This is a genomic window from Streptomyces shenzhenensis (assembly GCF_021462265.1).
GTDB classification, from domain to species: Bacteria; Actinomycetota; Actinomycetes; order Streptomycetales; family Streptomycetaceae; genus Streptomyces; species Streptomyces shenzhenensis.
Genome location: NZ_JAJONF010000005.1, coordinates 313,114 through 333,645, shown reverse-complemented (window position 1 = coordinate 333,645; position 20,532 = coordinate 313,114). Strand labels below are relative to the sequence as shown.

The window sequence follows — 20,532 nt, the reverse complement described above, 5'->3', positions numbered from 1 at the left end:
GCATGCTGCTGACCGAACTGCTGCACCCCGGCGTCCTCGGGGCCCTGGCCGGCGCCGGGCACGGTGCCCGTGTGCTGCTGGCCGACGGGCACTATCCCGCCAGTACGGCCGTCGGCCCCCGGGCACAGACCGTCCACCTCAACCTCTCCCCCGGCGTGCTCGACGTCTCCACCGTGCTCGACGTACTGCTGCGGGCCGTGCCCGTGGAGGCGGCGCACGTGATGGTGCCGCCGGAGGGCGAACCGGAACCCGCCGCCGTCGCCGCACACCGCGCCCGGCTGGCGCCCGTGCCGGTGACGGCGCTCGACCGCTTCGCCTTCTACGAGGCCGCCCGCTCCCCCGACCTGGCGCTGGCCGTCGTCACCGCCGACGTCCGCACCTACGCGAACCTGCTCCTCACCATTGGCGTCCGCGCCGAAGGGACCCTGAACCCGCGATGACTCTAGCCGTCCGTTACACGGCCGCCCGCACCCTGGACACCGCGCGCGTGGAGAATCCGCCGCCGGGCCCCGGCGAGGTGGAACTGGCCCCCGCCTACGTCGGTATCTGCGGCACCGATCTGCACATCTTCCACGGTGACATGGACGCCCGGGTGACCACCCCGGCGGTCCTCGGGCACGAGATGTCCGGGCGTGTGGTCCGGGTGGGACCGGACGTCGAGGGCTGGCGGCCCGGGGACGCGGTCACCGTGATGCCGCTGCGCTGGGACGGCGACTGCCCGGCCTGCCGGGCCGGCCACCGGCATGTCTGCCAGCATCTCGACTTCATCGGCATCGACTCCCCCGGCGCGATGCAGCAGCGCTGGACCGTTCCCGCGGCGACGTTGGTACGGGTGCCCGACGGGGTTTCCCTGGACCGGGCCGCGCTGGTGGAGCCCACGGCGGTCGCGGTGCACGACGTCGCCCGTGCCGGGGTCGGCTCGGGCGAACGGGTCGTGGTGGTCGGCGGCGGCCCGGTCGGTGTCCTCATCGCGCTCGTGGCACGCGGCGCCGGTGCGCAGGTGCGCGTGGTGGAGCTGAGCCCGCACCGCAGGAAGCTGGCCGCGGAGCTGGGCCTGGACGTCTGGGATCCGGCGGCCGACGACGTGCTCGCGCTGGTGCGCGAGTGGACCGGGGACGCGGGCGCGGACGTGGCCTTCGAGGTGTCCGGTGCGGCGGCGGGTGTGGAGACGGCCGTGGAGGTGCTGGGCGTGCGGGGCCGGCTGTGCCTGGTCGCGATCCACGCGCAGCCCAGGGAGGTGAACCTGCACCGCTTCTTCTGGCGTGAACTCACCCTGGTGGGCGCCCGGTTGTACGAGCGGGCCGACTTCGAGCGGGCGGTCGCCCTGGTGGCGGACCCGGACTTCCCGGCCGGGGCTCTCATCAGCGGGGTGGTGCCGCTGACCGAGGCGCCCTCGGCGTTCGAGGCGCTGGAGGCCGGTGGCAACGTGATGAAGATCCTTGTCGACTGCGGCGCGGACACCGCGGGAGCCGCCGTATGAGCGCGGTGAACGCCTTCGACCTGAGCGGCAGGCTGGCCGTCGTCACCGGGGCGCGGCGCGGGATCGGCCGGGCCGTGGCCCGTGCCCTCGCGGAGGCGGGCGCCGACGTGATCGGCGTCAGCGCCGGCCTGGAGGAGTCCGGCAGCGACGTCGCCAAGGACGTGGCCGCCGCCGGGCGTTCCTTCGAGGCGATCCGGACGGACTTCGGCGACCCCGAGGCGGTCCGCGCTCTCGGCGAGGACCTCGCCGGACGCGAACGGCCGGTGGACATCCTGGTGAATAACGCGGGCACCATCCGGCGCGCGCCGGCCGCCGAGCACCCGGACACCGACTGGGACCTGGTCCTCCAGGTGAACCTCACCGCCCAGTTCAAGCTGACCCGGGCGGTCGGTGCGGCGATGGTCGCCCGCGGCCGGGGAAAGATCATCTTCACGGCGTCGCTGCTCAGCTTCCAGGGCGGGATCAACGTGCCCGGCTACACCGCGACCAAGCACGGCATCTCCGGTCTGACCAAGGCCCTGGCCAACGAGTGGGCCCCGCACGGCGTGAACGTCAACGCCATCGCGCCTGGCTACATCGCGACCGACAACACCGCGGCCCTGCGTGCGGACCAGGCCCGGAACGCGGCGATCCTGGACCGTATCCCGGCGGGCCGCTGGGGCGAGGCCGATGATCTCGCGGGGGCCGCCGTCTTCCTGGCCTCGGACGCCGCCGCCTACGTGCACGGCACGATCCTGCCCGTCGACGGCGGATGGCTGGGCCGGTGAGCTGCCTCGCCACCGCCCTCGCCGGTACCCGGGACATGCCGGTGCCGACGGGCGGGATCGGCCCGCGCTCCGCGGCCGGCCGCCTCGCCTGCCCGTCGGTCGCCGCCGTGGGCGGTGGCCGGCCGGCCACCGCGGACCACCTGGAGCGCGGCGGCCTCGCCCGCATCCGGTCACTGATCGCGGCAGCCGGGGGCGGGGGCGGGCGATGACTGCTCCGGGACCCGGACCGGAGGTGATCGCCCCCGGCGAGGTGACGCCGCGCTTCCGCCTCACCCACCCGTGCGCCGTCGACGTCGCCCTCGGCACGCGTGACGCGCGGCAGGCCTGCTGTGACGTCGCACTTCACCGGGAACCGGTACCGGCCGGACTCTGGGAGGATCAGAGGAACCGCGGTCTCACCAGGACGGACGTTCCGGTCGTCGCCCCCGCGGCCGGTGCCCCCCGACACGGGCCCCGACGACCGGCGCTGACGAGGGAGGGGTCCCCGTGTCTCTGACGGACAGAGCGATCGAGCAGATCCGTGAGCTCATCAGGACCGGCGCGCTCCCGCCGGGCTCGAAACTCCCGCCGGAACAGGATCTCGCCGCGCAGCTGGGTCTGTCCCGCAACCTGGCACGGGAGGCGGTGAAGTCCCTGGCCGTGGCGCGGATCCTGGAGGTCAGGCGCGGTGACGGGACGTACGTCACCAGCCTGCAGCCGAGCCTGCTGCTGGAGAGCCTCGGCGGCGCGGTGGAGTTGCTGCAGGGGGACGCCGGCGCGCTCATCGACCTGGTGGAAGTACGCAGGTTGCTCGAACCGGTGGCCACCGCACTCGCCGCGACCCGTATCTCGGCGGAGGGCCTCGCCGAGGTGAAGCGCCATCTGGACGCCATGCGGGAGGCCCGTGAGGACGTCGAACTGCTCAACGTGCACGACGCGGCGTTCCACCGGGCCGTGGTCGCCGCCACCGGCAACGAGACGCTCCTGACGATTCTGGAGGGCATCTCGGGGCGGACCCTGCGGGCCCGTGTCTGGCACGGCCTGGTGGACGCCCAGGCGGCCGGCCGCACCCTGGCCGAGCACGAGGCGATCTTCTCCGCGCTCGCGAGCCGCGACTCCGCCCGCAGCCAGGCCGCGGCACTGTTGCACGTCCACAGCACGGAGCAGTGGCTGCGCGATCACCTGGACGCGGCGACGGACCGGTTCGGCGACTGACGGGCCGGTGCCTGCTGGACCCGCCCGGGGAGGGGTGACGGCGCGCACCCCGACGAGGCGCGTGCCTGCCCGCGTCGGCCACCCGTGGGGCGCACCGGCCGGCGGGCGCCAGGCCGCGAACGTCGTCGGTGGGCAACCGGAGTTCGGTCAGGGCTTCGCTCGCGGTGGTGCGCGCTCCGGGTGCGGCCCGCGTGACCGCCGTCTCGCTGCGTGCCGGCGCTACCCTACTGACATGCCCACGCGCGGATCGTGACGGAGACCGGGAAGCCGATTCCGGAAGTGGCTGAGGATCTGGGCGTCCAGCCGGGGAGGTTGGGCCGGATGTCCCGGGGCAGCCATGGAGCACGGCCGCCCGGCCCCGGCAATTCGATCCGACCGCACCCTTCCCATCACCTGAAGGAGACACGTTCCGTGGCCAGCCCGACCGAGACGCTGGAATTCCAGGCAGAGACCCGCCAGCTGCTGCAGCTGGTGATCCACTCGATCTACTCGAACAAGGACATCTTCCTGCGCGAGCTGATCTCCAACGCCTCCGACGCCCTCGACAAGCTCCGCCTGGAATCGCTCACCCACACCGGCCTCGATGCCTCAGACCTGCACATCACCCTGGAGGTCGACAAGGACGCCCGCACCCTGACCGTGCGGGACAACGGCATCGGCATGACCCGCGACGACGTCGTCGACCTGATCGGCACCATCGCCAAGTCCGGCACCGCGAGCCTGCTCGCCAAGATCAAGGAAGCCAAGGACGCCGACGCGGCGCAGCACCTGATCGGGCAGTTCGGCGTCGGCTTCTACTCGGCTTTCATGGTCGCCGACAAGGTCACCCTGCGCACCCGTCGTGCCGGCACCGAGCAGGGCACGCTGTGGGAGTCCGACGGCGAGGGCACGTACACGATCCAGGGAGTCGACGGTCTGCCGGTGGGCACCTCGGTCACGCTGCACCTCAAGGCCGAGGACGACGAGGACGGTCTCGGCGACTACCTGGCCCGGTGGAAGATCCGCCAGATCGTCAAGCAGTACTCGGACTTCATCCGCTGGCCCATCCGCATGGCCGCCGAACCCACCGACACCGCCGACACCGCCGACGCGGACACCGGCGCCGAGGGTGAGACCGCGGGCGAGCCGGAGACGCTGAACTCGATGAAGGCGCTGTGGGCCCGTCCGCGCAGCGAGGTGTCCGAGGCCGAGTACAGCGAGTTCTACCAGCAGATCAGCCACGACTGGCAGCCCCCGGCCGAGACCGTCCACATGCGCGCCGAGGGCACCTTCGAGTACGAGGCGCTGCTGTTCCTCCCCGCCCGCGCCCCGTTCGACCTGTTCTCCCGCGACACCAAGCCCGGTGTGCAGCTGTACGTCAAGCGCGTGTTCATCATGGACGACTGCGACGCGCTGATGCCGAACTACCTGCGCTTCGTCAAGGGCGTCGTCGACGCCCACGACCTGTCCCTCAACGTCTCCCGCGAGATCCTCCAGCACGACCGCCAGATCACCGCCGTGCGCCGACGCCTCGTCAAGAAGGTCCTCGCCGCGATCAAGGACATGCAGGCCACCAGGACGGACGCCTACACCAAGCTGTGGGAGCAGTTCGGGCGAGTGATCAAGGAAGGCCTGCTCGAGGACCGCGACAACACCGACGCGATCCTCGAACTGGTCTCCACCGCCTCGACCAACGATCCGGAGAAGGCGACCACGCTGCGCGAGTACGTCACGCGGATGAAGGACGGCCAGAACGCCATCTACTACCTGACCGGCGAGAACCGCGCCATGGTGGAGAACTCCCCGCACATGGAGGCCTTCACCGCCAGGGGCTACGAGGTCCTCATCCTCACCGACCCCGTCGACGAGGTCTGGACCGACCAGGTCCCCGCGTTCGACGGCCACCGTTTCCAGTCCATCGCCAAGGGCCAGGTGGACCTCGACGACGACACCGGAACCGACGGCAGCGACGAGGCCAAGGCGGAGCGGGCGCAGCGCGAACAGGACTACGCGAGCCTCCTCACGTGGCTGCAGACCACCCTCGCCGAGCAGGTCAAGCAGGTCCGTCTCTCCACCCGGCTCACCACCTCCGCCGCGTGCCTCGTCGGCGACGCCCACGACCTCACCCCCACCCTGGAGAAGATGTACCGGGCCATGGGCCAGGACCTGCCCAGCGTGAAGCGGATCCTGGAGCTCAACCCCACCCATCCCCTCATCACCGCCCTGCGCCAGGCCCACCAGGCGAACGCGGACGATCCGGCCCTCGCGGAGATCGCCGAACTGGTCCACGGCGGCGCGCTGCTCGCCGAAGGCGGGGACCTGCCCGACCCCGCCCGCTTCACCCGGCTCCTCACCGAGCGCCTCACCAAGGCGCTGTGACCGCTGCGGGGGTGCGGCCCGCCGCACCCCCGCGCACCCAGGCTCGTCCGGCCGGCGAGTCTGCGCCTCGGCGACGGGCCGGCGCCCGCCATGCCGCGCCCCGCCGCGCCCGCCCGCCGTCGGCGCAACGGCAGGACGCGGCCTCCGCACCGGTCAGTCCAGGACGGACGCCGGAGCGGTGGCGAGCCGCGACCGCCGGCTGATCTGCAGCTTCGCGTAAGCGCGGTGCAGGTGGCCTCCGAGGCGCGGTGGGAGAGGCGCCAGCAGCGCTCCCGTATGCCGCGACAGGTCAGCACGTCGAAGCCTGACGACGAAGCGGCCTCGACGACCGCGGACACGAGTTCGCCCTTCCCGATCCCCGCTTCGCCGGAGACGAGCGCCGAGGCCCCCTGTCCCTGTCCCGCAGCTTCGACGAAGGCGGTCAGCCGCTCGGCCTCCGGTTTCCGCCCGATCACCTGTATGTACCTTTCTCAGGCGTCCAGACGTGCGGCAGTCTTTCGGCAGTCGCGACAACAGGCTTGACCATTCAATAAAGAGGTTTTCCGGCCACGGCGGCAATCCGCATTCGAACCGGTCGTCGAGGTTTCCGGTCCGCCGCCGCACGGCCGGCGACCATGGGGGCCTTCCGACGCGGACCGCCCGGCCATGACCCGGCTGCCGGGCGGTAGATTACTTGCAGACGCCGGTAAGCAGCGGGAATGAAAAACCCGCGCACGACGGTTGCCGTCGTACGCTTGTGTCCGTCGCCGGTCTTCGTCATGCCCTGCCAGTCCGGTCCGCCTACAAGGAGTTCGTATGACATCTCTCTTCACGCCCTACGCGACCAGGTCGCTGACCGTCCCCAACCGCATCTGGATGGCCGCGATGTGCCAGTACAGCGCCGAACCCGAGGGCGAGGCGGCGGGTGTCCCCACGGACTGGCACTTCGCCCACCTGGCGGCACGCGCGACCGGCGGGGCGGGGCTGATCCTCACCGAGGCCACGGCCGTCAGCCCGGAGGGCCGGATCAGCCCCTACGACCTCGGCATCTGGAACGACACCCAGGTCGCCGCGTTCCGGCGCGTCACCTCCTTCCTGAAGTCGCAGGGGAGCGTTGCCGGCATCCAGCTGGCCCACGCCGGCCGCAAGGCGTCGGCCGAACGGACCTGGGTCGACCGCGGCCGGTGGATCCGCCCGGACGAGCCCTACGGCTGGCAGCCGGTCGCCCCCAGCGCCGTACCCTTCGACGACTCCGCCACCACTCCGGCCGAGCTGTCCGCGCAACAGATCCGGCACCTCGTCCAGCGGTTCGCCGAGGCCGCCGTACGCGCGCTGGCCGCCGGCTTCGATGTCATCGAGATCCACGGAGCCCACGGCTACCTCATCCACCAGTTCCTCTCCCCGCACAGCAACCACCGCACCGACGAGTACGGGGGCTCCTTCGAGAACCGGATCCGCTTCGCCCTGGAGGTCGTGGAAGCCGTGCGGGCGGTGTGGCCGGAGGAACTGCCGGTGTTCTTCCGCGTCTCCGCCACCGACTGGCTGAGCGAGAACCCCGAGGACGACCGCGAGGGCTGGACCGCCGACGACACCGTCCGCCTCGCCAAGGAACTCCAGGCCCGCGGGGTGGACCTGATGGACGTCTCCACCGGCGGCATCGCCCCCGGCGCCCGGATCGAGACCGGCCCCGGCTACCAGGTGCCGTTCGCCGAACGGGTGCGTGAGGAGACCGAGATGCCGGTCGCGGCCGTCGGAATGATCACCGAGCCGGCCCAGGCGCAGGAGATCGTCGCCTCCGGCCGCGCCGACGCCGTCCTCCTGGCCCGTGAACTGCTCCGCGACCCCTACTGGCCGCGCCACGCCGCCGCCGCACTCGGCGGCGAGGTGCACACGCCCGTCCAGTACCACCGGGCGTGACCACACGGTGAGCGCCGCCGGCCGGGGTGGCACACCTGTGCCGTCGGCGGGCCGAGGCGGACATCGGTGGAGGGGTGGGCGGCCGCCGACCCGCGTCTTGCCGCGCCCGGCTCCGTCCGGCCCTTCGCCCCGGCCGCACCGCCCCGGCTCCACTCTCGCACCGAGTGCCGGCCAGGCAGGCCCTTGACTCGTTCAGCCAGTTCAGCGCGTCGTACAGGGGGTAGCGGGGGCTGTCAGACCGAGGCCGTGACGGGCTCGGTTTCCTGCCCGGCGTCCGCGAGGGCGGTCGTCCCGTCCGGCACGGAGCTGGCGGAACTGCAGGACAGCCATCGGTTCCTGATGAACCTGAGACGAACTCTGGACTCCTTCCTGGCGTCGCCGGCGTCGGCGAGGATGTCCACCCTCGTCTGAGAACGGGGCGGTTCGGGCCGGGCCGAAGGGTCTGCCCCCCCGGCGCGCCGCCGGGGGCTCCCCCGATCTCCTGCCGGACTGCGCAGCGGGCCGGGCACCGCGACCGCTGGAACGCCCGGCGGTTTCCCCGCGGGAGGCCGCCGGGTAGCGCGTCGGGCGGTGCCCCGCAAGCGGGTCGCGCGGTTGTGCCCGGCGGCCACGGATCCCGGCAGTCGGCCCGCGAAGAGCGGCCGGGTCACGGTCCCGGCCGACGGGCAGCACCGCCCCTGTTCCCGGCGGTGGCCCGACGGCGGGCCGGCGGCGACTCCTCCCAGGTCCGGGGCCGCACGGCCAGGGTGTCCCCCCGGTGCCGGTGGACTGATCCCCAGGACAGCCTGCGCCCGCGATCAGGCGGGGACCTCGTCGCCGACCGGCTTCGGCAGGTCGGCTGAGCAGCACATTCCGGTCAGGTACGGAACGTGGCCCGGCACCGCGGAAACGGTGCCGGCGCTCCGCGCACGCGCTCTTGAGCCGACTCGATTCCAGTCGTTCTACCGATGCACGGTACGGGCGCGCAGCCCACGATGGCTGCATACAACGCGTCCAGAGCACCGTTGAGCCGTTAATGGGGAGCGACCAGATGAGCCAGCAACAGCCGTACTCCACCGGTGGCAGCCCGGGCGAGGGTTACAGTCCCGTCCTGTCCACCCTCGCGTGCCGCCTGTTCGCACCGCTGGCCCCCCGCACGCTGAAGTGCCGGTTCCGCTACAGCGTGGGTGATCCCTTCGCCGTGAGCATCGATCTGATGCTGGCTCCGGACGCCGCCGTGACCTGGGTGGTCGCCCGGGAACTGCTGGACTCCGGCACGCACCGGCCGAGCGGCGAGGCGGACTTCCGCGTCTGGCCCGCGGTCGGGGGACGCGACGGCCGCCGCCTCTACTTCAGTCTGATCCGGCCGGACGGCCACGTGACGTTCGAGTCGGACCTGACGGAGGTACGCCGCTGGCTGGACTCGACCTACCGGCTGGTACCGGCGGGCAGCGAGGCCGAGTTGCTCAGCTGGGAGGCCCTGGAGGCGATGCTGCTGGAGGTGGACTGAGTGGGGCCACGTCCCGACGCCGGCGCTGTGGGCCTGACACTCAGGACGCGTTCCGGTTGCCGCACCTGCTCAGAGGCGCGGGTCCGGCCCCAGGGGCACACCCGCGCTGAGCGGAACCCGGCCCGTGCTCGCCGTCCGGCGACGGCCGACGGGCCTGCTGCCTTCCGACGTCAGCCCGCCTCGTGCAGCAGTCCGGCGATGGCGGAGGCAAGGTCCTTCGTGAAGTGTTCCTCGCTCATCTCGGCCAGTACACCGGCCCGGATGACGTACCGGCTGAAGGTGACGCCGATCAGCAGCGCGGCAACGAAGGGCACCCGGTGCTCCAGCGCGTACTCGCCGAGCAGACGGCGGTAGGTTTCGTCGGTACGTGCCTGCATGGCGACGTACAGTGCGGCGGCGGCGTGCTCGTCGTCCGAAGCGCTGCGGACCAGCGCGACGAAGGGGTCGGTGCCCTCCGGATGCTCCAGGCGGCGGACGAACTGCCCCGCGATGCGTGCGGCCAGCGGTTCGCCCGAGTCCTGCGCCAGGTGTTCGATGCCGCGTGTGCCGGGCACGGCGGCGAGGAACAGGTTCTCCTTGCTGCCGAAGTGACGCAGTACCAGTCCGTGGGTGACGCCCGCACGCTCGGCGATGTCCCGCAGCGTGGCCCGGGTGTAGCCGCGCTCGGCGAAGGCCCGGGCCGCCGCGTCGAGGATGGCGCGGCGGTGCAGCTCCGGGTCGCGTACGCGGCGCGGGCGTTCGGAGGGGGTCTGAGCGGCGGACATGCGTCGAACACTACCCTGCGGCCCCGCCCCGGGGACCTCAGGTGACCAGCTGGTCATCATCATGCCCCCGCTTTTTCCCGCCGCATACGTGTGGCGATCCACGTATGCCCTTGCCGGCAATCCCCCGGGAACGGTGGGGCACTCATCAAGCCGAACGGGAGCCTCCGCCCGAACCGGGAGCGGCGCGGGGCCGCCCGTGCGCGGGGCCGCCGACAGGGCAGCCCCCGCCCGCCCCAAAGCGGTTGGGAACCGGGCGGCGACGCGTACGCGCGCCGTCCGCCCCAGGCCGGGTGGCCACCACCGGCGTCCGCTGCGACGGCGGCCGTCGAGCAGGCCGTGCACCCGCCGCGCAAGGCGCTGGGTACCCCAGGGCTGACCCGCGCCGCCTCCGTGTGCGCGGCGGCCGCGCGCAAAGACGGCCCCGCACCAGCGCGCCGGCCGTTCCGGGGCACCGCGGAGCATGCCGGGTCACCGCAGAGCGCGGGCCGCGCGGCGCAGCCGGGCCGGCGTCTCGCCGGTGGTCACCCGGAAGGCCCGTCCGAACGCGGACTCCGAGGCGTAGCCGACGGCGTCGGCGACGGCGGCGACCGAGTGGTCGGTGCGCGTGAGCATGTCGGCCGCGAGGAGCATGCGCAGGCGGGTCAGGAAGTCGCCCGGGTTCATCCCGGTCTCGCGGACGAAGTGGCGGATGAAGGTCGCGCGGGACATCGCGGTGAGTCCGGCGAACTCCTCGATGCGCCAGTCGTGGGCGGGGTCGCGGAGCACCGCCTCGGTCACGGTGCGCACCACGTCCTGGGCGGAGGCCAGCCACAGCGTCCGGCCGAGCCCGGGTGTGCCGCGCAGGGCCAGCGTCAGCAGGACGTCGCACAGCGCGTCGAGGACCGCCTCCGCGCCCGGGGCGGCACGGACGGCCTCGTCCCGCATGAGACCGCTGAGCGGCGCCAATCTGCCGAGGTGTGCCGCGCCGCGATGGCCGGCGCCCCCGTCCGTATCCGCGTCGGCGTTCGTGCCGTTCGCGAGGGACACGTGGACGACGTCGGGAAGCATGTCCATCAGGACCTGGCCCGGCCCCGCCTCCCAGGTGTAGTGACCGCAGAAGAGGTCCACGGGGGCGTCCGGGCCACCGCGCTCCTGCTGGTCGCCGCCGTGGGCGGCGGCCGCGGACGTCGCGTCGGTGACCAGGGCGTACGGGCCGGCGTCGCGGCGTTCGACGTCCGTGGCCGCCCGCGGACCGCGGGCGTGCATCCGGTGGGCCACACCCCGGGGGAGCAGCACCAGGTCGCCCGCCGCCACCTCGATACGCCGTCCGGGCAGCTCGAGCACGCACGCGCCGCTGAGCAGCAGGTGGAACGGCGCCTGCCCCTTCCCGGCGTCCGGGTTGTCCAGGGTGTAGCGGCCGGCGACGAGGCAGCGCAGGTCGACGCTGCCGCGCAGACGGGCCAGGCGGACGAGGCGGCTGAGAGCGTCCATTGATATTTCCTCAACAGAATCTGCGACTTCCTCACCTTGTCATCGCGTCCACCGCGCAGCAAGCTCAGGCGCATGGAATCCCTGCATGTAGATCTCCTCGTCATCGGTTTCGGCAAGGGCGGCAAGACGCTGGCCGCGCGGATGGGCGCCGCCGGGCACCGGGTCGCCCTGGTCGAGCAGTCCGCGCAGATGTACGGCGGTACCTGCATCAACATCGGGTGTGTGCCGACCAAGGCCCTCATCCACCACGCGCAGTCGCGGCGCCCCGAGGAGCCGGCGCAGGACAGCCTGCTGGCGGCTGTCGGCGCGACCACGACGCTGACCGACGCGCTGCGGGACCGCAACTTCGCCATGCTCGACGACATCGAGTCGGTGACGGTCCTCACGGGCCGGGCGCGCTTCCTCGACGAGAAGTCGGTCGAGGTGAGCGCCGGCTCCGACCGCCTGGTCGTCACCGCGACGACCATCGTCGTCAACACCGGTGCCGAGCCCGTCGTCCCGGACATCCCCGGCCTGCGGTCCAGCGCCTACACCCGCACCAGCACCGACCTGATCCGAGCCAAGGGGCTCCCCGAGCGCATGGTCATCGTCGGCGGGGGCTACCTGGGCCTGGAGTTCGCGGGCATGTACGCGCGGTTCGGGTCGCGGGTGACGGTGCTGGAGGCCGGGCCGCGGCTGCTGCCCCGCGAGGACGCCGACGTCGCGGAGGCCACCGCCGGCACGCTCCGCGACGAGGGGGTCACCTTCGTCACGGACGCCTCGGTCGTCAGGGTCACGGACGAGGACGGGCACGCCGCGGTGCGCTACCGGGTGGCCGACGAGGAGCACGTGGCCGACGCGGAGGCGGTGCTCGTCGCCACGGGCCGCAGGCCCGCGACGGCGGGGCTGGACCTTCAGGCCGCGGGGGTGCGGACCACCGCGTGGGGCGCGATCGAGGTGGACGAACACCTGCGCACCAGCCGGCCGCACATCTTCGCGCTCGGTGACGTCAACGGCGGCCCGCAGTTCACCTACATATCCCTGGACGACAGCCGGATCGTCGCCGACCAGCTGCTCGGCTCCGGGACCCGAACGACGACCGACCGCCAGGCTGTCCCGTACACGCTGTTCACCACGCCGCCGCTGTCCCGGGTGGGCCTGACCGAGCGCGAGGCACGCGAACGCCGTCACGACGTGCGTGTCGCGTCCAAGCCGGTGGCGCAGATCGCCGCGATGCCCCGCGCGAAGATCGTCGGCGAGACCCGCGGCCTGATGAAGTTCGTGATCGACGCCGCCACCGACCGGATCCTGGGCGCCGCTCTGCTGAGTGTCGACTCGCAGGAGCTGATCAACACGGTCGCGCTGGCCATGCGGCACGGCGTCACGGCGGGCGAACTGCGCGACACCATCTACACGCACCCCAGCTCCACCGAGGCGTTCAACGAGGTGCTGGGCGCCGTCCGCCGCTAGCGGCACGGCGGCGGACCGAAAGTACCGCCCGGGGTCCGCCCCGACAGGCCACGCACGGGACACCGTGCCGGCCCGGTGACGGGCCGCCCGCACCGGAACGGCCGGCCGTGAGCGGCCGGCCGCCACCTGCCACCGGGGAGGTGTGGTGGCACACCCTGCCAGGGACACGCGACGCACCCGCACGAAGGCTCACCCGCACCTCCCTGGCACGTCGCCTCCGTGACCGTGCCTATGCTGGACCACCAGCATCGGGCCGGCCCGGGCAGAGGCCGCCCCGGCCATAGCCACGTCAAACACCACGGCACCGGATTCCGGCCGTCACGGCCGCCGGTTCGCCGGGACGCGGGGGCCGCTCTCACACCAGAGGGAGACTCATGGACGGCAGAAGTACGGACGGCGGAAGCACGGACAGCGGAAGCACGGACACCCCGCGCATCTCGCACCGCGCGCGAGCCGTCGCGCCGTTCTACGCCATGGAGTTCGGCAAGCACGCCGCCGCGCTGGAGGCCCAGGGGCACCACGTCGTCAAGCTCAGCCTCGGCGAACCGGACTTCGGCGCGCCCCCGGCGGTGCTGAAGGCCATGCGCGAGGCCATGGACGGACGGCCCCTGCCGTACACGCCCGCGCTCGGCCTGCCCGCGCTGCGGCAGGCGATCGCCCGGTTCTACCAGGACGCGCACGGCGTGGAGGTCGATCCCGGCCGGATCGTGGTGACCGCCGGCGCCTCGGCCGCCCTGGTGCTGGCGGCCGCCGCCCTCGTCGACCCCGGGGACGAGGTTCTCATCGCGGACCCCTCGTACCCGTGCAACCGCCAGATCATGGAGAGCTTCGGCGCCCGGGCCGTTCTCGTGCCCACCACCGCGGCCGGCCGCTTCCAGCTGGACACCGCCTCGGTGCGGTCGCACTGGACGGACCGCACCCGCGGCGTCATGGTCGCCACGCCGTCGAACCCGACCGGTACTTCCGTGCCGGCCGCCGAGCTGGCCGCGATCTGCGCCACGGCCCGCGAGCGCGGCGCGTGGCGCCTGGTCGACGAGATCTACCTCGGTCTGGGCGACCACGACGAGCACGGCCGCCCGCCGGCGAGCGTGCTGTCGTCCGATCCCGGCGCCGTGGTCGTCAACAGCTTCTCGAAGTACTTCGGCATGACCGGCTGGCGGCTCGGCTGGTGCGTCGTCCCCGAGGCGTACGTACCCGTGATGGAGCGCCTCGCCCAGAACTACTTCCTGTGCGCGTCGGCGCCCGCCCAGCGTGCCGCGCTGGCCTGCTTCACCCGCGAGTCGCTCGCGGTCTGCGAGGAACGTCGCCAGGAGTTCGTCCGGCGCCGCGCCCTCGCCGCCGAGGGCCTGGAACGGATCGGCCTGCCGGTGCCCGTGCGTCCCGACGGCGCGTTCTACGTGTACTTCGACGTCAGCGGTACCGGCCTCACCTCCTGGGAGTTCTGCGAACGGGCCCTGCACGAGGCACACGTCGCCCTGACCCCGGGCCGGGACTTCGGGGTCGGCACGGCGGACACCCATGTCCGGCTCTCGTGCGCCGCATCGGCGGACGAACTGCGCGAAGGGCTCGCCCGCCTCGCCACGCTGGTGGCCAAGCTCGACTGACGTCCGGAGACCGGCGGTGCCCCGTGCCCGGTGCGCGGGCCTCGGCACCCCACCGGACGTGACGGCCGGCGGAACAGGGAAACCGGGGGAACGGGGTACCACCGGGGGGCGGCCGGAAGTGACACATGTGTTTCCCAGCCCCGGTCCTCGCCTGGGCGGGCAGTCGTTCGTCTCCGTCTACGCGGGCGCGCCGCGCCCGCGCGCGGCCCCGTGTGGGAATCATGTCACCAGGGACACACATCGCCCCTGCGGACGCATACACGTGTTCCCGTCCGCAGGCGCGCCGTAACCCCCACCTCCGTAACGCATCACACGTGTTTGATTGCCCGCGGGCGCCGCGATACCCTCCTTAATGACCGTAGGGTCAGTAAGGCTCGCGCGACCGACCTCTCTCCGAGGAGCTGCATCCATGTCCGCAACCCACCGGCCCCCTTCTCAGGGCTCCCCGGAGCAGCAGGTCGTCATCGTGGGAGCCGGCCCCGTCGGCCTCTGGCTCGCCCACGAACTCGCCGTCGCGGGCGTGCCCGTCCTGGTGCTGGAGCGCGAGGAGCGGCGCAGCCCGCACTCCAAGGCGCTCGGAATCCAGCCGCGCACCGTGGAGGTGCTGGCCCTGCGCAACCGGCACAAGGATCTCCTGGCCATCGGCCGGGCCGTGCCCAACTGGCACTTCGGCATGCTGGAGTCCCGGGTCGACTTCCGTGCGCTGCCCACCGCGTTCCCCTTCCTGCTGGCCCACCCGCAGTCGGTCACCGAGGAGGTCCTGGAGCGCTACGCCACGGGGCTCGGCGTCGTCGTCCGGCGCGGCCACGAGGTGACCTCGCTGGCCCAGGACGACACCTCCGTCACCGTCCGGGTGACCGGCCCCGAGGGCCCGTACGAGGTGAGCGCGCCGTACGTGGTCGGCACCGACGGCGCCCGCTCCACCGTGCGCAGGGAGGCCGGGATCGGCTTCACCGGCCCCGACACCTCGGCCTACGGCTTCCTCGGCGAGGTGATCCTGGACGAGCCGCCGGCCAACCCCGGCTTCGCCGCCCTCTCCGAGGCGGGCCGGCTCCTCGTCGTCCCGCTGGGCGGCGGCCGGTTCCGCGTCACCGGGTACGACCCGGCCAACCAGCACCGCGAGCCACTGACGCTGGAGGAGCTGCGCGATGCCTCCGTGCGCATCGCCGGCACCGACTTCGGCATGCACGACCCGTCCTGGCTCACCCGGTTCGGCAACGCCACGAAGCTGGCGGACTCCTACCGCGCGGGCCGGGTGCTGCTCGCCGGGGACGCGGCACACATCCACTGGCCGGCCGGCGGTGTGGGCCTGAACGTCGGCCTCCAGGACGCCATGAACCTCGGCTGGAAGCTGGCCGCGGTGGTCCAGGACCGCGCCGCGGAGCCCCTGCTCGACACCTACCACGCCGAACGCCACCCGGTGGGCCGGGAGTTGGCCGAGCACACGCTGGCCCAGACGGCTCTGATCGTCGGCCTGACCCCCGAGGTCACTGCCCTGCGCGCCACGCTGAACGAGGCCGTCACCGACGCTCCCGGATTCTCCGCCCTGCTGGCGGGCAAGCTCTCCGGTCTCGACATCGTCTACCGCTCCGACGACCCCGCCGCACACCCGCTGACCGGCGTCCGGGTGTACGACCCGGAAGGCGAGGGGGTGTTCCCGCTGCTGCACGACGGCCGCGCGGTGCTGCTCGTCATGGGAGACGCGCGGGTGGACGCCGAGGTGACCGACCGGGCCGCAGCCGCCGGCATCGACGTCCACGCCAGCCGGCTCGCCGAGACCGGCGGCGAGGCCTGGGCCGGTGTGACCGCCGCGCTCGTCCGGCCTGACGGACACGTGTGGTGGGCCACCGGCACCGCACGCTCCGCGGGGTTCACGGCCGAGGTGAGCAAGGCGCTGGAGAGCATCCCGGCGGTCTTCTGACCCCACCGGCCCGGTACGGCGCACACGGGCGGTGTCCGTGCGGGCGGTGCCCGGGCCGTGCGAGGCGGTGCCCGGGCCGTGCGAGGCGGTGCCCGGGCCGTGCGAGGCGGATGCCGGCCACCACTCGCCTGCGCGACATGCAACGGCTGCTGCCGCGAACGGCGCCGCCCCCTGGCGGAGGCGGTCGGCGCCGGAACCGGTCAGCAGTCGGCGAACGGTTCCGTGGCGAGCAGTTCGCCGGTCGTGAGGACGTGGTGCGCCACCAATTCGTACCGCCGCAGCATCTCGTCGTAGGCGGTGGGGCCGCCCTCGGGAGCCGTGGCGTCCTTGACCAGCGTGACCTCGTAGCCGCGTTCCATGGCGGTGCGGGCCGTCGACTCCACGCACATCGTGCCGATCATGCCCGCGAGGACGACGTGCTCCACACCGCGCCGCTTGAGCTGGATGTCGAGGTCCGTGGTCGCGAGCACGTCCAGGTTCTTGTGCGGGGCGACGGTGACCTCGTCGGCGATGGGCGCGAGGTCGGGGTGGAACTCGGCGTTCCAACTGCCCACCTCGAACATGCGGTTGTCGAACGTCAAGTGGTGGATGCCCGACTGGCAGTCCGCGAGCGGGGACCGTCCGCGGCGGAAGCGGCTGAGAACCCGCTTCCCACATGCTCACCCCGTTGGCCGGCGCGGGCATCCGCAACATGACTGAGCCGTCGGCGGCGGGACGGGGTCCCTAGGGTGCGGGCGGGGAGAAACAGAAGTGTGTACTTTCACTGCCCACTCGAATGCCGGAGAAATAGCAGTGCGCGGCGCAGATCAGCGACGCAAGCTCGTCGTTCGCCTTCTTCCGCGTGAAGAACCCGGCCTGCGGCTTCCGCGAGCGGGCCACGGATGACGAATCCGCCTGTCGGCGGAATCACGCAGGGGATTACCGATCCGCTGTCTCACGGTTCGGTCTCCCCATGGGGTGACTCCTTCCGGCCGGAGGACGGCAGGCAGGTGGTCGCGGCGGCCGCGCACGGGCACAGCCTCGACGCGGGATCGTGAGCGCACGCAGTCATCTCGCACCGTGCCGGGTCAGCCAGGGGACGGCGCACGCCGTGAGGCATCCGTCAGTTGACGGTGCGTGTCCGACGAGGCGGGCCCGGCAGCGAGCGCGCCGGAAACTCAGGACTGGTAGTGCTCCACGACGGAGGCGGAACGTACCTGGGCGTCGTCGGGGTTCTGACCGAACTCTATCCTGGCCCGTCGCTGCCGCAGCAGGTCCCAGCACTGGTCCAGTTCCCGTTCGAGCCGACCGAGCCGGCTGTGTTCCTCGTCGCCGCCGACCCTTCCCGCGCTCAGCGCGTCCCGCAGCTCGCGCTCCTCATGGGCCATCTCCGTGATCCGGTGGAGGATCCGGTCATCCGCTTCAGCCAACGCCTCTTCCCTTCTCGAGTACCGCTCCTGGTCAGTATGGCGGTCGGATCCGGCTTTTTGATCAGTCGTTTGACTGGCGGACGACCTGTCGGGCGCCGTCGCGGACGTCCCGGCATCACGGGCGGAGGTCCGCTCGCAGGGTCTTTTGCCCGTAGGCGATCTGTCAGCTTGATCACGTGATTCCGAGGACTGCGAGGGGCCGCCTTGGGGCGCGGGCGGTGTGGCGGCAGGTGGTGGCGATGTCGGTGTGGCCGTACTGGCGGAACACGCTGATCGTGAGGTTCCGAGTGAAGGGAGGCCTGTCGGACCGACGGTCACGGATCCCTCACCGTCCCCGACAGGCGCGCGGATGCTGTGACGGCTTGGCAGGACCGATTGCGGGGCGGATGACTTGCCCCTCAGGCTCGAACTGCCATGAACCCGGCACATGGGGGAATACCTATGAAGCGAACTGCCTGGCGGACGGCCCTCCCACGGTTAGCGGCCGCTGCACTCGCCGCCCTCGCCGGCGTAGCCGTAACCGGCGCTCCTGCACACGCGACTCCCGGCGACACCGCATGCACGTCCGTCACCTTCTCCTACGACGTCAACAACCGCGTCAGCGGCGTCACCGCGGCGACCATGGAGTTCACCGTCACCAAGTGCGAGGACGCGGGCGGCCTGGCGAGCGGGACAACGACGAGCCTGAACGGCACGACCACAACTGCCGGGGACTTCCTCTTCGGGGCGAGCGTGACGCCGGGGCCGTCGGTCGCCAGCACGGCCTCCCCCGGCTGGTACGAGATCCATCAGAACGCCGATCTCAAAACCTGCCTGGCGACAAAGTGGTCCCCATTCTGCTTCCACAACGAACTCCGCTTCTCCACAGGGCTGCTGCCGCACGGAGAGATCGACGCGGCCACGTCGTCGGAGACGAGCGATTGGGAACTGGTGCGTACGCGCTGACCAATGTGCCGGCACGGGGCTGCCGCACGGATCGTGCGCCCAGCTCACGCATGCGCCGGTTCTGAAACCCGTCTGTGCGGGTGCCCAGGGGCGTTGTGTGTTCGGGGCGTTGTGTGTTCCGGGCCCGGGCAGGCTCGGCCCGCGATGTCCGGGGTCGTCGGTGCAGGAGGCGGACGCAGGTACGGGCACGGCTTCGATGATCACGCAGGTGTCGAATCCGCATGACCACGACCGGACCGTGCCTGCGTCCTCGACCTCTCCCATGCTCCAGGGGCTGGAGCATCTGGCCCGTACCGTCTCGCCGCAGCCGCTGTCCGGCGCGGTCTGCTGCCGGGGCGCCGGCCGGAACCGGATCCGTGGTTTGACTGACGGCCGCTTGGCGACACCCGCCGGCTCCGGGCGCCGGCGAGCAGGCCGGCCACACGGTGTGCCTGCGCGGCCGCCGGAGGGCGCGTGACACCCTGTCGCAGGTACTGGACCGGGGTGGTGAGTTCCGCGGCGGGGCCGTGGTGCTGGCAGGTGGAGTGGGTGCGGGGAAGTCCGCGTTGCTCCAGTGGGCGTGCGAACGGGCCGGCGCACGGGGGTGGAGGGTGTTGCGTGCGGGGGGCGGGCGGGGCGGGGTCCTGGGCCAGCTGGCAGGTGCGCTGCCGGAGAGCGGGACGGCGGTGCCGACGGGTCTGGTGACGTCCTCGACGCGCGGGGTGCAGGGGATTGCGCGGCCTGAGGAACTGGTGCTGGCCTGTGAGCGGTTGCGCCTGGCACTGGTGCGGCTCGCGCGGCAGCTCCCGCTGGTGGTGGCGGTCGACGACTGCGAGTGGCTGGACGCGGTGTCGCTACGGGCGCTGACGTTCGTGGCGAACCGGCTGGCGGGGACGCGGGTGGTGCTGCTGGCCGCCGTGCGCGCGGAGGACCAGGGGCGGCTGGCGGGGTGGGAGGCCACGCGCGTGGAGGTGGAGCCGCTGGATGAGGAGGCGGCCCGGCTGCTGCTCGCCGATCACCACCCGCGGTTGGCACCGGGGGTCCGGTCCGAGGTGGCGCGGGTGGCGGAGGGCTGTCCGCTCGCGTTGATCGATCTGCCTCGGGCGCTGACCGAGGCGCAGCGGGCCGGGACGGCGGCGCTGCCGGATCCGCTGCCGGCGGGTCCAGGACTGGACGCCGCGTGGGGAGCGCGGTTCACCGCCCTGCCTCCGGCCACGCGCGCTGCTGGCGGTGCTGGCCACGGTCGGCGACGAGCCGGCGCCCGGAGACTTGCAGTGGGCCGCGGACCTGGTGGGTGCGAGTCCGGAGGCGATGGCGACGGAGGAGGCGGGGCTGGTCACGGGAGAGCGGGTGCCGCGTTTCTCTGCGGGCGGCGCGGGCCGTCCGGGCGTCCTGACCGCCCCCGGACGAGCTTCGTCCGGAGCCGAACGGGTGCGAAGGGCCTCGGAGGACCGCTCAGTCGTCTGACTGATGCCCCGAGCATCCGATCCCAGCACTCACACCTGAGACTGCGTGACGGAGACCGTACACCGAACCCCGTGACGTTCCCCCTTCCCCCGGTGATCAGGGCGTCCAAGGAACGCAACGGGTACCAGACGCGACCTGATCGTGCGTCCGGCGCACGATGTCGGCGGACTGCCGGCCGGCCGGTCGCCCAGTCGGGCCACGAGCCTCCTGGATCGGCTCCTTCCTCTACTGGAAGGTCTCCGGCGCGCCGGAAGAAACCCACACGGCCGCGGTCCGCGATCCCCTCATGACGGTGATGCGGTCCGTCGCCACACCGGCCGACCCCAAAGGGCTGAGGGCC

The 20,532-nt window shown here is 72.4% G+C and carries 17 protein-coding genes and 1 pseudogene; 13 read left to right on the top strand and 5 right to left on the bottom strand.

The window, feature by feature from the left end; genetic code table 11:
* The first annotated feature begins 2 nt into the window (after positions 1 to 2).
* The 6 genes from LQ326_RS09885 to htpG all read left to right on the top strand — a co-directional run bounded on the left by LQ326_RS09885 (position 3) and on the right by htpG (position 5,799).
* Positions 3 to 440, top strand: coding sequence for an RbsD/FucU domain-containing protein (locus LQ326_RS09885; protein ID WP_234534731.1), 438 nt, complete (start codon positions 3 to 5; stop codon positions 438 to 440).
* Positions 437 to 1,480: a zinc-dependent alcohol dehydrogenase gene (locus tag LQ326_RS09880; RefSeq protein WP_234534729.1), complete on the top strand. Its 1,044-nt coding sequence runs from the start codon at positions 437 to 439 to the stop codon at positions 1,478 to 1,480. The genes LQ326_RS09885 and LQ326_RS09880 overlap by 4 nt, the downstream gene beginning before the upstream one ends.
* 5 nt (positions 1,481 to 1,485) lie before the next feature.
* Complete coding sequence (locus LQ326_RS09875; RefSeq protein WP_308401887.1) at positions 1,486 to 2,247, top strand: SDR family oxidoreductase; 762 nt, start codon at positions 1,486 to 1,488, stop codon at positions 2,245 to 2,247.
* Entirely contained in the window at positions 2,244 to 2,456 is a 213-nt protein-coding gene (locus tag LQ326_RS09870; protein ID WP_234534725.1) for a beta/alpha barrel domain-containing protein, read from the top strand. Before LQ326_RS09875 ends, LQ326_RS09870 begins: the two co-directional genes overlap by 4 nt.
* A 277-nt stretch (positions 2,457 to 2,733) precedes the next feature.
* On the top strand, positions 2,734 to 3,441 hold the full coding sequence (locus LQ326_RS09865) for a FadR/GntR family transcriptional regulator (RefSeq protein WP_234534724.1): 708 nt from the start codon (positions 2,734 to 2,736) through the stop codon (positions 3,439 to 3,441).
* A 411-nt stretch (positions 3,442 to 3,852) separates the two neighbouring features.
* Entirely contained in the window at positions 3,853 to 5,799 is a 1,947-nt protein-coding gene (gene htpG, locus LQ326_RS09860; protein ID WP_234534722.1) for a molecular chaperone HtpG, read from the top strand.
* Positions 5,800 to 5,912: 113 nt separating this feature from the next.
* Here htpG and LQ326_RS48630 read toward each other — a convergent pair.
* Positions 5,913 to 6,254 (bottom strand): annotated as a pseudogene (locus tag LQ326_RS48630) (ATP-binding protein); the annotation flags it as partial.
* A gap of 340 nt (positions 6,255 to 6,594) precedes the next feature.
* Here LQ326_RS48630 and LQ326_RS09855 point away from each other — a divergent pair.
* Positions 6,595 to 7,695 carry an NADH:flavin oxidoreductase/NADH oxidase gene (locus tag LQ326_RS09855; RefSeq protein ID WP_234534719.1) on the top strand — a complete coding sequence of 367 codons (1,101 nt, stop codon included), beginning with the start codon at positions 6,595 to 6,597 and terminating at the stop codon, positions 7,693 to 7,695.
* Between the two features lie 1,030 nt (positions 7,696 to 8,725).
* Positions 8,726 to 9,184, top strand: a complete 459-nt coding sequence (locus LQ326_RS09850) for an SsgA family sporulation/cell division regulator (protein ID WP_234534717.1) — start codon at positions 8,726 to 8,728, stop codon at positions 9,182 to 9,184.
* Between the two features lie 170 nt (positions 9,185 to 9,354).
* Here LQ326_RS09850 and LQ326_RS09845 read toward each other — a convergent pair whose 3' ends face one another.
* Together LQ326_RS09845 and LQ326_RS09840 are read right to left on the bottom strand one after the other, a co-directional pair.
* Positions 9,355 to 9,948 carry a TetR/AcrR family transcriptional regulator gene (locus tag LQ326_RS09845; RefSeq protein WP_234534716.1) on the bottom strand — a complete coding sequence of 198 codons (594 nt, stop codon included), beginning with the start codon at positions 9,946 to 9,948 and terminating at the stop codon, positions 9,355 to 9,357.
* 468 nt (positions 9,949 to 10,416) lie between these two features.
* The gene (locus tag LQ326_RS09840; protein ID WP_234534713.1) at positions 10,417 to 11,418 is read right to left on the bottom strand and encodes an AraC family transcriptional regulator; all 1,002 of its coding nucleotides are present in this window, start codon (positions 11,416 to 11,418) and stop codon (positions 10,417 to 10,419) included.
* Positions 11,419 to 11,490: 72 nt separating this feature from the next.
* Between LQ326_RS09840 and LQ326_RS09835 the strand changes: the two genes are divergently transcribed.
* The 3 genes from LQ326_RS09835 to LQ326_RS09825 all read left to right on the top strand — a co-directional run bounded on the left by LQ326_RS09835 (position 11,491) and on the right by LQ326_RS09825 (position 16,392).
* Positions 11,491 to 12,867 carry an FAD-dependent oxidoreductase gene (locus tag LQ326_RS09835; RefSeq protein ID WP_234534711.1) on the top strand — a complete coding sequence of 459 codons (1,377 nt, stop codon included), beginning with the start codon at positions 11,491 to 11,493 and terminating at the stop codon, positions 12,865 to 12,867.
* 374 nt (positions 12,868 to 13,241) lie between these two features.
* Positions 13,242 to 14,471: a pyridoxal phosphate-dependent aminotransferase gene (locus LQ326_RS09830; RefSeq protein ID WP_234534709.1), complete on the top strand. Its 1,230-nt coding sequence runs from the start codon at positions 13,242 to 13,244 to the stop codon at positions 14,469 to 14,471.
* A gap of 409 nt (positions 14,472 to 14,880) precedes the next feature.
* Positions 14,881 to 16,392: an FAD-dependent monooxygenase gene (locus LQ326_RS09825; RefSeq protein ID WP_234534706.1), complete on the top strand. Its 1,512-nt coding sequence runs from the start codon at positions 14,881 to 14,883 to the stop codon at positions 16,390 to 16,392.
* 200 nt (positions 16,393 to 16,592) lie between these two features.
* Here LQ326_RS09825 and LQ326_RS09820 read toward each other — a convergent pair whose 3' ends face one another.
* Together LQ326_RS09820 and LQ326_RS09815 are read right to left on the bottom strand one after the other, a co-directional pair.
* Entirely contained in the window at positions 16,593 to 16,973 is a 381-nt protein-coding gene (locus tag LQ326_RS09820) for a cysteine hydrolase family protein (protein WP_234534704.1), read from the bottom strand.
* A gap of 576 nt (positions 16,974 to 17,549) precedes the next feature.
* Positions 17,550 to 17,801: a DUF2630 family protein gene (locus LQ326_RS09815; RefSeq protein WP_268206841.1), complete on the bottom strand. Its 252-nt coding sequence runs from the start codon at positions 17,799 to 17,801 to the stop codon at positions 17,550 to 17,552.
* Between the two features lie 441 nt (positions 17,802 to 18,242).
* Between LQ326_RS09815 and LQ326_RS09810 the strand changes: the two genes are divergently transcribed.
* On the top strand, positions 18,243 to 18,746 hold the full coding sequence (locus LQ326_RS09810; RefSeq protein ID WP_234534702.1) for a hypothetical protein: 504 nt from the start codon (positions 18,243 to 18,245) through the stop codon (positions 18,744 to 18,746).
* A gap of 425 nt (positions 18,747 to 19,171) precedes the next feature.
* Positions 19,172 to 20,482, top strand: a complete 1,311-nt coding sequence (locus tag LQ326_RS48625; RefSeq protein WP_372496792.1) for an AAA family ATPase — start codon at positions 19,172 to 19,174, stop codon at positions 20,480 to 20,482.
* Positions 20,483 to 20,532: the final 50 nt, after the last annotated feature.

Excerpts from the sequence above, each read along its gene's own strand:
- LQ326_RS09885 (WP_234534731.1), top strand. The coding sequence starts at position 3 with ATGCTGCTGACCGAACTGCTGCACCCCGGCGTCCTCGGGGCCCTGGCC.
- LQ326_RS09840 (WP_234534713.1), bottom strand. The coding sequence starts at position 11,418 with ATGGACGCTCTCAGCCGCCTCGTCCGCCTGGCCCGTCTGCGCGGCAGC.
- LQ326_RS09830 (WP_234534709.1), top strand. The coding sequence starts at position 13,242 with ATGGACGGCAGAAGTACGGACGGCGGAAGCACGGACAGCGGAAGCACG.
- LQ326_RS09880 (WP_234534729.1), top strand. The coding sequence starts at position 437 with ATGACTCTAGCCGTCCGTTACACGGCCGCCCGCACCCTGGACACCGCG.
- LQ326_RS09850 (WP_234534717.1), top strand. The coding sequence starts at position 8,726 with ATGAGCCAGCAACAGCCGTACTCCACCGGTGGCAGCCCGGGCGAGGGT.
- LQ326_RS09855 (WP_234534719.1), top strand. The coding sequence starts at position 6,595 with ATGACATCTCTCTTCACGCCCTACGCGACCAGGTCGCTGACCGTCCCC.
- LQ326_RS09845 (WP_234534716.1), bottom strand. The coding sequence starts at position 9,948 with ATGTCCGCCGCTCAGACCCCCTCCGAACGCCCGCGCCGCGTACGCGAC.
- LQ326_RS09810 (WP_234534702.1), top strand. The coding sequence starts at position 18,243 with ATGAAGCGAACTGCCTGGCGGACGGCCCTCCCACGGTTAGCGGCCGCT.
- LQ326_RS09825 (WP_234534706.1), top strand. The coding sequence starts at position 14,881 with ATGTCCGCAACCCACCGGCCCCCTTCTCAGGGCTCCCCGGAGCAGCAG.
- LQ326_RS09835 (WP_234534711.1), top strand. The coding sequence starts at position 11,491 with ATGGAATCCCTGCATGTAGATCTCCTCGTCATCGGTTTCGGCAAGGGC.